Annotated in this window: 15 protein-coding genes; 7 read left to right on the top strand and 8 right to left on the bottom strand. The window is 76.7% G+C overall.

Translation table 11 applies throughout. From position 1 onward, the window contains the following. Positions 1–38 precede the first annotated feature (38 nt). Complete coding sequence (locus tag ACFVNO_RS04960; RefSeq protein ID WP_355255733.1) at positions 39–1,565, top strand: phosphatase PAP2 family protein; 1,527 nt, start codon at positions 39–41, stop codon at positions 1,563–1,565. Between the two features lie 6 nt (positions 1,566–1,571). Here ACFVNO_RS04960 and ACFVNO_RS04955 read toward each other — a convergent pair whose 3' ends face one another. The 3 genes from ACFVNO_RS04955 to ACFVNO_RS04945 all read right to left on the bottom strand — a co-directional run bounded on the left by ACFVNO_RS04955 (position 1,572) and on the right by ACFVNO_RS04945 (position 4,741). Then, positions 1,572–2,000 carry a hypothetical protein gene (locus tag ACFVNO_RS04955; protein WP_355255736.1) on the bottom strand — a complete coding sequence of 143 codons (429 nt, stop codon included), beginning with the start codon at positions 1,998–2,000 and terminating at the stop codon, positions 1,572–1,574. Between the two features lie 103 nt (positions 2,001–2,103). Further along, positions 2,104–3,069 (bottom strand): phosphotransferase, encoded by a 966-nt coding sequence (locus ACFVNO_RS04950; protein WP_355255739.1) that lies wholly within the window; start codon positions 3,067–3,069, stop codon positions 2,104–2,106. A gap of 73 nt (positions 3,070–3,142) precedes the next feature. After that, positions 3,143–4,741 carry a hypothetical protein gene (locus tag ACFVNO_RS04945; protein ID WP_378889444.1) on the bottom strand — a complete coding sequence of 533 codons (1,599 nt, stop codon included), beginning with the start codon at positions 4,739–4,741 and terminating at the stop codon, positions 3,143–3,145. Between the two features lie 200 nt (positions 4,742–4,941). Between ACFVNO_RS04945 and ACFVNO_RS04940 the strand changes: the two genes are divergently transcribed. Together ACFVNO_RS04940 and ACFVNO_RS04935 are read left to right on the top strand one after the other, a co-directional pair. Beyond that, entirely contained in the window at positions 4,942–5,883 is a 942-nt protein-coding gene (locus ACFVNO_RS04940) for an MBL fold metallo-hydrolase (RefSeq protein WP_378889441.1), read from the top strand. Between the two features lie 84 nt (positions 5,884–5,967). After that, positions 5,968–7,188, top strand: coding sequence for a DNA glycosylase AlkZ-like family protein (locus tag ACFVNO_RS04935; protein WP_355255748.1), 1,221 nt, complete (start codon positions 5,968–5,970; stop codon positions 7,186–7,188). Here the strand turns inward: ACFVNO_RS04935 and ACFVNO_RS04930 are convergent. Further along, a complete protein-coding gene (locus ACFVNO_RS04930) occupies positions 7,185–7,703 on the bottom strand; it encodes a PaaI family thioesterase (RefSeq protein WP_355255752.1) in 519 nt (172 codons plus the stop codon). The genes ACFVNO_RS04935 and ACFVNO_RS04930 overlap by 4 nt on opposite strands. 61 nt (positions 7,704–7,764) lie before the next feature. On the opposite strand from ACFVNO_RS04930, the gene ACFVNO_RS04925 reads away from it, so the two are divergent. After that, the gene (locus ACFVNO_RS04925) at positions 7,765–8,211 is read left to right on the top strand and encodes a helix-turn-helix domain-containing protein (RefSeq protein ID WP_355255755.1); all 447 of its coding nucleotides are present in this window, start codon (positions 7,765–7,767) and stop codon (positions 8,209–8,211) included. A 3-nt stretch (positions 8,212–8,214) separates the two neighbouring features. Here ACFVNO_RS04925 and ACFVNO_RS04920 read toward each other — a convergent pair whose 3' ends face one another. Then, complete coding sequence (locus ACFVNO_RS04920) at positions 8,215–8,691, bottom strand: hypothetical protein (protein WP_378889436.1); 477 nt, start codon at positions 8,689–8,691, stop codon at positions 8,215–8,217. Positions 8,692–8,807: 116 nt separating this feature from the next. Here ACFVNO_RS04920 and ACFVNO_RS04915 point away from each other — a divergent pair, with 116 nt between their 5' ends. The 3 genes from ACFVNO_RS04915 to ACFVNO_RS04905 all read left to right on the top strand — a co-directional run bounded on the left by ACFVNO_RS04915 (position 8,808) and on the right by ACFVNO_RS04905 (position 11,742). Beyond that, the gene (locus ACFVNO_RS04915; protein ID WP_355255761.1) at positions 8,808–9,857 is read left to right on the top strand and encodes a zinc-binding dehydrogenase; all 1,050 of its coding nucleotides are present in this window, start codon (positions 8,808–8,810) and stop codon (positions 9,855–9,857) included. Between the two features lie 134 nt (positions 9,858–9,991). After that, positions 9,992–10,594: a hypothetical protein gene (locus ACFVNO_RS04910; RefSeq protein WP_355255763.1), complete on the top strand. Its 603-nt coding sequence runs from the start codon at positions 9,992–9,994 to the stop codon at positions 10,592–10,594. Beyond that, positions 10,591–11,742 carry a PrsW family intramembrane metalloprotease gene (locus ACFVNO_RS04905; protein WP_378889432.1) on the top strand — a complete coding sequence of 384 codons (1,152 nt, stop codon included), beginning with the start codon at positions 10,591–10,593 and terminating at the stop codon, positions 11,740–11,742. The genes ACFVNO_RS04910 and ACFVNO_RS04905 overlap by 4 nt, the downstream gene beginning before the upstream one ends. A gap of 55 nt (positions 11,743–11,797) precedes the next feature. Here the strand turns inward: ACFVNO_RS04905 and ACFVNO_RS04900 are convergent, their stop codons facing one another. The 3 genes from ACFVNO_RS04900 to ACFVNO_RS04890 are packed head-to-tail and all read right to left on the bottom strand — an operon-like array spanning position 11,798 to position 13,718. Further along, a complete protein-coding gene (locus tag ACFVNO_RS04900) occupies positions 11,798–12,280 on the bottom strand; it encodes a hypothetical protein (RefSeq protein WP_355255769.1) in 483 nt (160 codons plus the stop codon). Positions 12,281–12,288: 8 nt separating this feature from the next. After that, complete coding sequence (locus tag ACFVNO_RS04895; protein WP_378889429.1) at positions 12,289–13,029, bottom strand: dihydrofolate reductase family protein; 741 nt, start codon at positions 13,027–13,029, stop codon at positions 12,289–12,291. Further along, positions 13,026–13,718 carry a hypothetical protein gene (locus ACFVNO_RS04890; RefSeq protein ID WP_355255775.1) on the bottom strand — a complete coding sequence of 231 codons (693 nt, stop codon included), beginning with the start codon at positions 13,716–13,718 and terminating at the stop codon, positions 13,026–13,028. Before ACFVNO_RS04890 ends, ACFVNO_RS04895 begins: the two co-directional genes overlap by 4 nt. Between the last annotated feature and the right edge of the window lie 9 nt (positions 13,719–13,727).

The raw sequence follows: 13,727 nt of genomic DNA, 5'->3' as shown, positions 1-13,727 counted from the left end.
TCTGGACAGCGAGGGGGTCTCGGCGGCACCGTGGACGAATGCGCGCACTACGAGCGATCGACCGCCTGGACCGCAGGATCCACCGCTTCGTGACCGGCCTGGGGCCGCCCGCACTGGACCCCTACACCCCGAAGTTCGTGCAGGCCACGGACAACATGGCCCCGTGGTTCCTGATCTCGGCGACGCTGGCCGCCACCGGCGGCCCCCGGCTGCGGCGCACCGCCCTGCGCGCCATGGCCGCGGCCGCGGCCGCCAACGCGCTCTCCGCCGGGGTCAAGCACCTGACCGACCGCGGCCGCCCGGACCTGTCGCGGGTGCCGCGAGCCCGGATCCCCTACCGCGACTACCGCAGCTCCTCCTTCCCGTCCGGGCACACGGCGGCGGCCGTCGGCTACGCGGCGGGGATCGGCGCCGACGCCCCGCGCCCGCTGACGGCGCTGGTGGCGGCGCTGGCCGGGGTGGTGGCGGTGTCCAGGGTGCACAGCGGGGTCCACTACCCCGGCGACGTGCTGGGCGGGGCGGCCATCGGGCTGGCCGCCGGGCTGGCGGCGCGCGCGGTGGTGCCGCCCCGGCCGGAGCTGGTCCACGGCGCCGAGACTCTTCCCGCGGGCGTGCACAGCGAGCCGGCCCCGGCCGAGGACGCCCTGTCCACCGGGACGCTGCCCGGGACCGGTGTGACGGTGGTGGTCAACCCCCGCTCGGCCGACCTGCTCCCGACGGCGGTCGCCGAGGGGCTGCCCGGGCCGGCGACCGGCGGGACGCCCTCGAAGATCGCGCGGGCGCTGCCGGGAGCCACGATCGTCGCCCTGTCCGAGGACGACGACATCGCCATGGTCATGGACAAGGCGGCGGAGGCCGGCTCGGTGCTGGCGGTGGCGGGCGGCGACGGCACCGTCAACGCGGGGGCGCGCGCCGCGATGGACCACGACCGGCCGCTGCTGGTGATCCCCGACGGCACGCTCAACAACTTCGCCCGGACCCTGGGTCTGACCTCGGTGGACATCGCGCTGCGCGCCTACGCCGGCGGCCGCCTCGCCCGGGTGGACGTGGGCGAGGTGGACGGGCGCCTGTTCCTCAACACCGCGTCGTTCGGCTCCTACCCGCGCATGGTGGAGCGGCGCGACCGGTGGGCGCCGCGGATCGGCAAGTGGCCCGCGTTCGCCCTGGCCCTGTGGCACGACCTCCGCGAGGTCTCGCCCGTTCCGGCGGTGGTGGACGGGCGCGAGACGAAGGTGTGGTGGGCGTTCGTGGGCAACGGCCGCTACCGCACGCACGGCCGGGTCCCGGCACTGCGCGAGAGCCTGGTGGACGGCCGCCTGGACGTGCGGGTGCTGGGCGCCCGCTCCCCGTTCCCCCGCCTGCGGGCGGCCGTGGACGTGCTGCTGGGCCGCCACTGGCAGGGCGAGGGCTACCGGGAGAGGACCGCCCGGGCTCTGGAGCTGGTCCTGCCCGAGGAGCCGCGGCTGCTGGCCGTGGACGGGGAGGTCGTCGAGGGCTCCCGGACCGTGCGGTTCACCAAGCGGCCGGCGGCGCTGCGGGTGTTCGTCCCGGCCTCGGGAGCCTGAGGAACGTCAGCAGCGGCGGTCGCCGCCGCAGTCGCCGATGAGCAGCGCCAGCCCGGCGCCGACCAGCCAGGAGTCCTTGGCGATGGGCGTGCCCTCCTGGGTGGGCAGCAGGGTGCCCGGGCGGCGCAGGCCAGGGGTGCGCAGGTACAGCCCGACCAGTCCGGCGCCGAAGGCGGCGAGCCCCGCCCCCGCGATCCTGCTCGGCACCAGCGGCACCAGCAGGGCGGTGCCCAGGGCGATCTCCCCGGCGGACAGGGCCTTGACGAACGTGGTGGGGTCGACGTCCTTGAGGAAGGGGTAGGTGCCGGCGGCCATGCCGTGCATGCCCCGTGCGGTCTCCTCGTCGGCGCCGCGCTTGGACAGGCCGGAGTTGAGGATGAACGCGCCGGTGGCCAGGCGCAGGGGGATGTCGCTGATTCTCGTCGGAAGTCGCATGTCGTCTCCGTGGAACGGGCGCTGATGACGCGGGGCGATCAGAATGCTACCCAGCGCAGCGCCCGGGGGCGGGGAGACCCGCCGCCGACCTCCCGACCAGGGGTCAGAGGCCGGTGACGGTCTCCTCCAGTGCCTGCCACGCCAGTTCGGTGTCGCGGTCGCGCGTGTGCGGGCGGGAGAAGGCGTCGGCGAACTCGGCGATGTCCTGGAGCGTCCAGCGCAGCCGGTACAGGTCCAGGCGGTCGGGGTCCACGGGGTGGCCGGAGGCGTCGCTGTAGCGCTCCAGGTCGGCGGCGTCTTCCGCGACCAGCCACAGGTCGCGTTCGGGGGCGGCGGCCCCCACGGTGTCCCAGTCCACCAGCAGCGGCCGGGGGCCGCGCCAGACCACGTTGCCGGGGTGGGGCTCGCCGTGGGTGACGACCAGCGGGGCGTCGGCGAGCCGGGCGGCCCGGCGGTCGTACTCCTCCAACCGCGTGCGCACCCGCTTGGTGTGCTCGGCCAGCAGCCGGGCGGCGGGGCCGGAGTAGGGGCCGTGCGCCCCGATCAGGGAGGGGTCCTCCAGGACGGCGTCCAAGTGGGCCCGGTGCCCGATCTCCTCGGGCGCGGCGGGCACCCCGCGCACCGGGGCGACGCGGTGCAGCCGGGCCAGGGCGTCCAGCAGCAGTCCGCGCAGGTACGGGGTCAGGGGGCGGCCGAACTCGCCGGAGGCGCCCTCCACGTACGGGAAGAGGCTGAGCACCCGGTCGCGGCCCACCGCCCGGACGGTCCGCCCCTCGGGGGTGCGCAGCGGTGCCACGACGAACCCCAGGCCGGAGTCGTCGTGCAGCCGGGCCGCGGTGTCCATGGCCGCGGCCAGCCGCTCCCGGGCCTGCACCGGGGTCGGCCCCAGGTAGGCCTTGCGGGACAGGTCGGCGACGGTCGCGAACCAGCGCCGCCCCGAGGTGTCGGTGACCCGCCAGTGGTGGTCGGCGAAGCCGACGGGCAGGTGGGTGAGCGCGACCGGGCGGATGCCCCACGCGCCCAGGGCTTGTGCGATCCGGTCCTCGTGGAGGTCTGGCAACTCCCGCATGCCGCGAAGCTACCAGTGCTCTCCCCGCGGTGCAGGGGTTTTCCCGGGGTTGCCCGGGCTCCGCCCGCCCGCGTCAGGCCACCAGTCCGTACAGCCGGACCGTGTCGGCGCCGCGGACCACGGTGACCAGCGCGCCGGGGACGGCCACCGCCCGGTGGTCGCCCGCGTCCGGGCCCGGCGGTTCCGGCCGGGCCCCGTCGGGCGGGTCCAGGACCAGGAGCCGGGGGTCGCCGTCGAAGGGGACCGACCACAGCGCCGGGGCGCCGCTCCCCTCCCCCGCGCCGGCCCGGTCCCCGCCGGAGGGCACCGCGACCGCGCCGGGCAGCCCCACGGCCGGGCCCGGACCGTGCTCGGACACCTCGTCACCGGGCAGGGCGGCGGTCTCGACGATCTCCCCGGCCGGGTCGACCCGGTGGAACAGCACACGGTCGGCGGCCGTCTCCGCGACGACCGCGCCGGAGGTGTCGGCGCCCACCAGCACGGACCGGCCGTCGGTCCAGGACTCGCCGGTGATCCGCACCGCGTGCGACCCGTCGCGCGGGTCCAGGGCCGCCGGGGCGCCCCCGCCCGCGAGGGGGCCGGCCACCACCGCGGGGCGTGCCTCGGGGTCCGCGGCCGGGCCGCCGGTGCGCAGCGCGGGGAAGTCCCCCAGCCCGGGCAGCTCGCGGGTCCAGCGCTCCCCGCCGTCCCGCGGGTCCAGGGCGGTGACCACTCCGGTCAGGTGCGTTGCGGGGGTGTCGGCGGGCCCCATCGAGGAGGCGCCGGACGGCGAATCGCGGGGGGCGCAGGCGTAGGCGACCAGGAACACGTCGGGGGTGCGCAGGGTGTTGTCGGCGTCCCACTCCCGCCGGGGCCCGCAGACGCGGCCGGGCCGCTCCGGGACGGTGAACGACCACGCCTCCCGGAAGCCGGAGGTGTCGCGGGCGCTGATCCGCGGCGGCCCGTCCCCCTCCTGCCAGGAGTACACCAGGGTGCCGGGTCCGGCGGCCAGGACCCGCGCGTCCGCGCCGTCCGGCGGGGGCGGGGTGGTGAACGCCTCCACCGTGGCGCCGCGGGCGGTGTCCAGCTCCACCCAGGCCAGGGCGCCGGTGCGCCCGGGGTCGTCGGGGTCGCCGTGGGCGACGTGCACGCGGGTGCCGCCGCCGTGGACGGAGGCGCGGGCGTCGGCGCCGCGCAGCCGGTAGCGCCACAGTTCCCCGCCGGTGGTCCCGTCCAGGGCGACCACCCCGTCGTCCAGGACGACGACCGGGCCCAGGGTGCCGGGCAGCACGTCCACCACGGCGCCGTCCCCGGGCGGCGTCCAGGACCAGGCGACCTCCGCCGCCCGCGCGGGGACCGGCGGGGCGGTCCCGGGGACGGTGGCGGCGACGGTGTGGTCGACCATCAGGGACAGGGTCAGGGCGCGCACCCCGAACCCGGCGACCAGGGCCAGCACCAGCCCGGCCGCGGCCGGGGGCAGGGAGCGCCGCCACGGGCGCGCCCGCATCCGGCGCCGCCCGGCCGCCACCATCAGCAGTCCCGTCCCCGCCGCGGAGAGCGCGGCCCACCAGGGGACCTCGGGGGCGAACGCCAGCGCCGCCCCGCCCAGGCACAGCCCGGCGCCGCACCAGCCCAGCGGGCCGCGCGGGGAGGTGTCCTCGGTGTCCCGGCCGACCGTCGGGTCCTCGACCACGCACGCCTCCCCTCGCACCGGCGCACGCGCGCCGACCATACGACGCGCGGGTGGTGCGTTCGGTTTTCCGGCGGGCGCCGCGCCCGCCGACCGCAACGGATGATCCCCCCGAATCCGGACGGTATTCCCGTGGCCGCCCCGCCGCGGCCCCGCCGTCGGTAGCCTGGCGGACCGCGCACCGGCGACGAGGAGGATCGGCAATGGCAGGGAACACCGCGACCGGGCCCGCGGCGGCCGCGCTCACGGAGGTCGCCGAGGGGGTGCACGCCTGGGTCCAGCCCGACGGCACCTGGTGGGTCAACAACGCCGGGGCGGTCGTCGGCCGGGACGGGGTGCTGGTCGTGGACACCTGCGCCACGCACGAGCGCACGCGCCGGTTCCTGGCAGCCCTGGACGCGGCCACGGGGGGCGCGCCCGTGCGCTGGGCGGTCAACACCCACCAGCACGGCGACCACGCCTACGGCAACTCGCTGCTGCCCGACACCGCCGCGCTCATCGGCCAGGCCGCCATGCGCGAGGCGCTGCTGCACGACCCGATCTTCGAGGACTGCCCGCCCGTCTGGGATCCGCACCCCGACTGGGGCCCGGTCGCCCGCCGGCTCCCCTCCATCACCCTGGACCGGGAGCTGACCGTGCACGTGGGCGGGCGCCGGGTGGAGCTGCGCCACCCCGGGTACACCGCGCACACCCCCGGCGACGTGGTGGCCTGGCTGCCCGAGGAGGAGGTGCTGTTCACCGGTGACCTGATCTTCCACGGGCTGACCCCGCTGGTGTTCATGGGCTCGGTGCAGGGGGCGCTGCGGTCGCTGGCGTGGCTGCGCTCCTTCGAGCCCGCGCACGTGGTGCCCGGCCACGGGCCGGTGTTCGGCGCCGCCGACCTGGACGCGGTGCTGGCCGCCCACGAGCGGTACTACCGGTTCGTGCTCGCCGCTGCCAGGGAGGGGGCCGCCGCCGGGCTGAGCCCGCTGGAGAACGCGCGCGCCCTGGACCTGGGCGAGTTCGCCGGCTGGGGCGACGCCGAGCGCATCGTGCTCAACCTGCACCGCGCCCGGGCGGACCTGGCCGGGGAGCCGATGGACCTGCGCGCCGCCCTGGACGACGCCGTCGCCTGGAACGGCGGCCCGCTGCCCACCACCCTGTAGGCCGCGGGGCCGGGACGTGCGGAATGTCGGGAGCGTGCGGTTCACTGGGCCGCACACCCCCGTCCCCCACCCCCGGAGCCCCGCGTGGACACCCTCGAACTCGACACCCGGGCGGTGCGCCGCCTGGCCGTGCGCCGCCAGCACCTGTCCGGGCCCCGCCTCCGCCCCGGCCCCGACGGCCTGCGCGAGGTGCTGCGCGACCTGCGCTGCCTCCAGATCGACCCGATCGGTGTGGTCGCCCGCAGCCACGAGCTGGTGCTGTGGAGCAGGCTGGGCGGGTACCGGCACGCCGACCTGGACGCGCTGCTGTGGGAGGAGCGCTGGCTGTTCGAGTACTGGGCGCACGCGGCGTCGATGGTGCTCACCGAGGACCTGCCGCTGCACCGGCGGCTGATGCGCCGCCACCCGGGCGAGGGCTCCCGCCTGGGGGCGTGGGCCGAGGCCAACGGGGAGCTGCGCGAGCACGTCCTGGACCGGCTGCGCGAGGCCGGGCCGCTGCCCACCGACGGGTTCGAGGACCGGGCGGCGGTGCCCTGGGAGTCCACCGGGTGGACGGCCGGGCGCAACGTGGAGCGGATGCTGGAGCTGCTGTGGTTCCAGGGGCGGATCATGGTGGCCGGGCGGCGCGGGCGCACCCGGCTGTGGGACCTGGCGGAGCGGTGTCTGCCCGCGTGGGCGGACCGGTCGGAGCGGACCGACGCCGAGATCGAGGAGCGGTCGGCCGAGCACGCGCTGCGGGCCCTGGGCGCCGGGCGGGCCCGGGACGTGCGCCGGCACTTCGTGCGCGAGCGGTACGGGGACACGGACCGGACACTGGAGCGGTTGGTGGCCCGGGGGCGGGCGGTGCGGGCCCGGGTGGAGGGGAGCGCCGAGCCGTGGTTCGTGCACGCCGACGTGCTGCCGCTGGTGGAGGAGGCCGCGGGCGCCGGGTGGGAGGGGCGGACGACGCTGCTCTCGCCGTTCGACAACCTGCTGTGCGACCGGGAGCGGACGTCCCTGCTGTGGGGGTTCGACTACGTCAACGAGATGTACACGCCCCGGGCGAAGCGGCGGTTCGGGTACTACGTGCTGCCGGTGCTGCACGGGGACCGGCTGGTGGGGCGGGTGGCGGCCCGCGCGGACCGGCGGCGCGGGGTGCTGGAACTGGAGGGCGTGTACGCCGAGGCGTGGGTGGACGACGAGGAGGCGGCACCGGGGCTGGCGGAGGCGGTCGCGGGCCTGGCCGGGCTGGCCGCGGTGGGGTCGGTGGCCTGCACCGGCCCGGTGCCGCCGGTGTGGCGGTCGGCGCTGGCCGCCCTCGGCTAGAGGTCGAAGACCAGGCAGGTGGAGGAGGCGGTGGCCACGACCTTGCCTGACTCGTCGCGGACGTCGCCCTCGGCGAAGGCGACGCGGCGCCCCGGCTTGGGCACCCACCCGCGGGCGGTCAGGGTCGTCCCGGCCGTGACCGGGCGCAGGTAGTTGACCTTGATCTCGATCGAGGTGTACCCGGACCCGGCGGGCAGGGTGGTCTGGACGGCGCAGCCCGCCACCGTGTCGAGCAGGGTGCAGACGTAGCCGCCGTGGACGATGCCCAGGGGGTTGTAGACGGAGTCGTCGGGGGTGCCGGTGAAGACGATCTCGCCCTCGCCGACCGACACGAGGTCGAACCCCATGAGGGCGGCGATGGGCGGCGGGGGCAGCTCGCCGCCGGCCATGGCGCGCAGGTGCGCGGCACCGGTGAGGCCCTCGCGTCCGGCGGCGACGACCTTGGGGTCGTACCAGGTCACGGTCTTCTCGCGCGGCTCTCCCCAGGCGGCGGGGGCCGGTGTGCTGTCGGTCATGGACGCACCCTAACAGGTCGGTTTGTTTTTCCAACTCGATGGGGTGTGCCATCCTGGGGGTATGGCGCAGACGGAGACGACGAAGCCCAACCCCACCGTCCCGGGACGCCCCTGTCCGGCGGCCGGCGCGCTGAGCCTCGTCGGCGAGAAGTGGTCCCTGCTGGTCGTGCGCGAGCTCCTCCTCGGCGTGCACCGGTTCGACGCCATCGCCCGCAACACCGGCGCCCCGCGCGACCGGCTCACCGCCCGCCTGCGCGCCCTGGAGGAGGCGGGCGTCGTCGAGCGCCGCGCCTACAGCGAGCGCCCGCCGCGCCACGAGTACCACCTGACCGACGCCGGCCGCGACCTCGCACCGGTCGTCACCGCCCTCGCCCACTGGGGCTCCACCTGGCTCTACGACGAGCCCCCGGTGGTCTTCCACCACCGCGACCACGTCGCCGTCCTGGACACCACCCCCACCTGCACCGCCTGCGGCTCCCCCGCCGACCACCTCACCCTCCGCCCCTGAGCCTCACCCCCAGGCCGCCACCACATCCCGGGCGACCACGAGGATCCGCCCGCCGAGCAGGCCGACCTCGTGCGAGCAGCCCCGCTCGTGCGGCAGCACCTCGTCGAGGGTGACGTCGCCCAGCCCCGGGAGCGATCCGCCGTCGGTGCGCGCCCGCTCCCCGTCGGCCTCCACGGCGAAGGAGGAGACACCGGTGTACGCCAACGACAGGCCCGCGTCGTGCTTGAAGGGGTTGGGCTCGAAGGTCAGCGTCAGGTCGAACAGCCCCTCCCCGCCCGGCGCCATCGCGATCCCGGCCGGCCGCAGGTCCTTCACACAGCGGGGCCCGTAGAAGTCGTAGTGGCCGGGGTCGGCGGCGAAGGCCCGGGCACCGGGCGGCAGGCGGGCGGCGAGCCCGGGCAGCGCCTCCAGGTAGGCGTTCGGGTCCAGGAACCGCACGCGGCGGCCGCACTCCTCGCGGTGAAGGGACACCAGGCGCATCGGCCTCTCCTGCTCTTGCGGTGACAGCGGCCAGGGGAAGTGTTTACACGGAGAGGCGGGGAGGCAGGGGGGCTGGGTGGGGAGATAAGGGGGCAGGAACGGCGGAAGGGGGCCGGATGCGGGCACTGCGATTGCACGGGCCCCGGGACCTGCGGGTGGACGAGGTGCCCGAGCCCCGGGTCGTGCCCGGGACGGTGAAGATCCGGGTCGGGTGGAACGGCATCTGCGAGTTCGACGTGCGCAACTACCTCGACCCCGTCCTGCCCGACGAGTACCTCCACCCCGTGCTGCGCACCCACGGCCCGCACGTGCAGGGCCACGAGTTCTCCGGGCGGGTCGTCGAGGCCGCCGCCGACGTGCGCGGAGCGCCCCAGGGCGCAGTGGTGGCGGTGGAGCCCCTGGTGTTCGACGGCAGCTGCGCCGCCTGCCGCCGGGGCGAGTACAACCTGTGCGAGAACTCCGGGTTCATCGGCCTCATGGGCGGGGGCGGCGGCATGTCCGAGTACGTGGTCGTGCCCGCCGACCGGGTGCACGTGATGCCCGAGGACGTCTCCCCCACGGTGGCCGCCCTGGTGGAGCCCCTCGCGGTGGCCTGGCACGCGGTGGGCCGCGCCTGCCTGTGCGAGGGCGACACCGTGCTGGTCGTCGGCGCCGGGGCGGTGGGCCTGGGGGTGCTGATGGCCGCGCGGGCGCGCGGCGCCGCGCACGTGACGGTGAGCGAGGCGTCCCCTCTGCGCCGCCGGATCGCCGAGGAGCTGGGCGCCGACCTGGTGCTCGACCCCGCGGAGACGGACGTGGTCGCCGCCGTCCGCGGGTCCGCGCCCCTGGGGGCCGACGTCTCCTTCGAGACCTCCGGCACCGGGACGGAGGCGGTGGCGACGCTCATCGGCGCCCTGCGCAAGGGCGGCCGGGCGGTGACCGTGTCCGAGGGGCGGCCGGTGGTGCTGGACGCCGCGGTGCTGGCCTCCACCGAGATCGGCCTGGTGGGCAGCTTCGGCTACGGGCCCCTCGACTTCCCCGAGGTGATCGATGCGGTCGGCCGCGGCGTCCTCCAGCCCAAGGAGCTGATCACCGGCCGGCTCTCGCTGGAGGAGGCGCGCGAGAAGGGCTACGAGGAGCTGATCGCGCACGGCGACGACCACGTGAAGATCCTCGTGCACCCCTGAGGTCCGACACCGCTCAGGGAACGGTGAAATCCCCGTCAAAATGTGCCAAGTTCCAACTTTCCCGGCAGTACGCCCGGTCGTGGATGCTTCCCTTGTCCGGACAGATCATCACCATGAGTGACGAAAGGGGCGCCATGGCACAGCCGAGTGGTACGGCGCCGGGGACGAGCCGCAACCACTGGATCCCGCTGGGCGTCGCCACGGCCGTGGCGGTCCTCCTGGTGGTCGTCTGGTCGCTGCTCGACTCCCTGCTGCCGGGGGCCCAGCGGGTCCGCGCCGGGGACGAGATCACGCTCGGCCAGGGCGGCGGGTACCGGGCCGCGCTGACCCTGCCCCAGGACGGGTGGCACCTCGACGTCGGGGCCAGCCAGGCCGGCCAGACCTACCGCTTCCACCGGGGGCCCGTGGACCTGACCGTCACCTCGGTCACGCCCGTCGGCGACCCGCTGCCCGACGCGGAGCGGCTGTGGGCGGGCATGGGCGACATCGTCCGCGCCGGGGACCCCACCGCGAGGCTGGGCGAGCCCGAGGCGATCACCACCGAGCAGGGCGTCGAGGGGCTGACCGGGGTCATGCGCAGCCGTTCCGAGGAGGGGGCCGCCGTGCTGTACCCCTCGCCCGACGGGGAGTTCGCCGTGGAGATGACCCTGGGCGGGGAGGACGCCACCACCGCCGACCTGAAGGCGGTCGCCGACGTCGCCCGCGCCGTCACGTTCACCGAGGAGGGCGGACGATGAGCCAGGCGCCCAACGACCCCCGGTCCCCCGACACCGCGGCCGGGACGGTGCCCGCCCAGCGCCGGCGGGGCAGGAACGGGCCCGGGCCGCAGCGGGTCCCGGCGCCCCGCGCCCCCGAGCAGACCGTGGCGGGGTACCGCCTGCCCGCCTTCGTCTCCATGGTCGTCATCGGCGTGCTGTGCCTGCTCGGGCTGGTCACGCTGGCGGTCCGGCTGGGCGGGACGGTGCGGGTGTTCTTCGCCGAGGCGGCGCTGGGGCTGGTCTTCGCCGCCGCGACCCTGCTGTTCGGGTTCTGGCTGTTCCGGCGCATCCGGCCGGTGCGCGCCCCCGATCCCGCCGCCTCGCTGGTGGCGGTGGCGTGGGGGCTGACCGCGGCGACCGGCGGCGCCCTGCTCGCCAACAGCGCGCTCACCGGGGTGTGGTCCAAGACCCTGGGGCTGGAGTTCTCCGCCGTCTGGGGCGCGGCCATGACGGCGCCGTTCAACGAGGAGCTGTTCAAGCTCGCCGGGATCGTCCTGGTGGCCGTGGCCTTCCCCCGCGCCGTGCGCGGGCCGGTCGACGGGTTCGTGATCGGCGCCCTGGTGGGCCTGGGCTTCGAGGTGACCGAGAACCTCATCTACGGGCTCAACACGGTGGTCGAGGCGGGCGGGGTGAACGGCGGCCTGGCCGTGGCGCAGACGGCCGTCCTGCGGGTGCTCCTCACCGGCCTGGGCTCGCACTGGGCGATGTCCGCGGTGGCGGGGGCCGGCGTCGGCCTGCTGGCGGCCGCGGGGTGGCTGCCGGGCGGCCGCCGGGTCCTCGGGGCGTCGGTCCTGGTCCTGACCGCGATGGCGATGCACTGGCTGTTCGACTCGCCGCTGCTGGACGGTTTCGCGGGCATCGTCTTCAAGGTGCTGCTGAACTTCGGGATCGCCATGGCGGTGTACTTCGCCGCCCGCCACACCTACCGGCGCCGGGTCCGCAGGGCCCTGGCGCTGGAGGCCGAGGAGGCGGGGCTGCGCCGCTCCGCCGCCGTCGCCCTGGCCCGGCGCCGCGCCCGCCGCAGGGCGCTGCACGAGGTGCCCGAGGCCGAACGCGCCGAGGCCCGGCGCGTCCAGGCCCTGATGGTGGAGTCCGCGGAGGACCGCGCCTTCGCGCACACCGTCTGACCGCACGGACCCGCCGAGGAGGGGCCGGGGCTCTCCCCGGCCCCTCCCGTGCGCCTCAACCGCTCGCGGCCAGAAGCTCCCGGGCGAGTTCCCGGAAGCGGGCGACCACGGCCCGCTCCCGCCCGGGGGCGGGCACCACACCGGCCCGGCGGTCCGCGTCCCACTCGTAGGCCAGGTCGAGGAAGGACCTGTAGTCGTGGTCGCCCTCGCCGTGGGCGGCGACCAGGCACAGGTGGTGGTACACGTCCTCGGCCGCCGCGGCCGCGCGGGCCGCGTCCGGCGCGCCCCCGAGGAGCCGGGAGCAGAGGTGCCGGGCCGCGTAGAGGTGGGCCTGCCCCGGGGTGGGCCAGGACAGGCCGAGTTCCGCCAGCGCCTCGGTGAAGAGCTCCTCCGCCGGGTCCGCGCGCCCCAGCCCGGCCACTTCCCGCAGCGCGGGCGAGTCCAGCCCGCGGGCCAGGGCCTGGGCTGCGACCATGGGCAGGTCGGCGGGCAGGGTGCCCAGGACCGCCTGGACCAGTTGTCCGCGCAGCACGTCCATCGGGGCTCCTAGGGCGTGGGTCGGACGAAGCGGTGCAGCAGGGTCCCCTCGGACTCCAGGATGAGGCGGGGGCGCAGCTCCAGGTCCGACGGGACGCCGAAGGCGATCCGGCGGGCCTCGCCGCCCGCCAGCAGCGGCACCGTGGTCAGGCACAGCTCGTCCAGCAGGCCCTGGGCGGCCACGTCGGCCAGCAGCGAGGGGCCGCCCTCGCACAGCACCCGGGACAGCCCGCGGCCGGCCAGGTCGGCCAGGGCCGCGCCCAGGTCCACCTCGATGCCGCCGTGCACCAGGACCCGGTCGGCGCCCAGCTGGGCGCGGGCGCGCTCCAGCGCGTCCTCCCCCGCGGCGGCCCGGGTGACCATCCACGCCCCGCCGCGGCCCCGGGCCGGGGCGGCCAGGCCCGGGGGCACCAGCGCGGAGCGGCTCACCACGGCGACGTCCGGGTGCGGCGTGCGGCCGGGCCGCACCCGCGGCCCCGGGCGGCGGTAGCCCTCGGCGCGGGCGGTCCCGGCGCCCACCAGGATCACGTCGGCCAGGTCCCGCAGCAGGCGGTAGACCTCGTTGTCGGGCGGGGTGTTGATGGACCCGGTCAGCCCGTCCCCGCCGGTGGACGCCCCGTCCAGGGTGGCGACCATGTTCGCGCGCGTCCACCGCTCCGGGTGGGCGTACAGCACCGCCAGCGCCTCTCCGGAGACCTCGTCCCCCGGGGCCGCCGTGCGCGGGGCGATCTCGTTGAGCAGGACCCTCATCGCCGGTCCCCGGGCCAGACGGCCACCAGGTACAGCACCCCGAAGGGGTCGTCGGCGTAGAGCAGGCGGGGCCCGGCGACCGGCGCCCCGGACCGGGCGTGCGCCATGGCCTGGAGGGCGGAGCGGCCGTTGATCATCAGGTCCGCGCACAGCGCGGGGTCCAGGTCCAGCAGCGCCGCCGCGTCCCCCTCCGCCAGGGCGGCGCGGATCGCCCCGTCCACCGGGAAGGTCCGCTCGTCCAGGTGGCCGGGGGCGCGCAGGCCGCGGCGGGCGCCCGCGTCGGCCATGACCAGCAGCCCGACCCGTTCGGGGCGGTCGGCGACCGCCCGGCCCCGCCGGGCCGTCTCCGCCGGGTCGGCGTCGGCGGCGATGGTGCCCATCTCCACGGGCACCCGGACACCCGTGTCGTCCAGCAGGCGGCGGGCCACGGCCAGGGAGGTCGGCAGCGCCTCGGCCGCGGGGACCCGCTCCCCCGGTCCGCCGAAGGCCGACACGGGGACGCGGCCCCGGACCCGTTCCGCCGAGCGCGCGTCGGCGCCCAGCACCACGATCACGTCCGGTGCGGCGGCGACCAGCGCGCCGACCGCCTCCTCGCACGCCTTGCGCAGGTCGGCGGCCACGTCCTGGCCGCCGGTCAGCTCCCGCAGGAGCAGAGGCGGCGACGGGCACACGGCGGTGGCGACGATCAACGGTTCCCC

Source organism: Nocardiopsis sp. NPDC057823, assembly GCF_042797335.1.
In the GTDB taxonomy this organism is placed as follows: Bacteria; Actinomycetota; Actinomycetes; order Streptosporangiales; family Streptosporangiaceae; genus Nocardiopsis; species Nocardiopsis changdeensis.
Note: the sequence above shows the minus strand (reverse complement) of the source record. Positions and strands in the feature narration are given on the sequence as shown.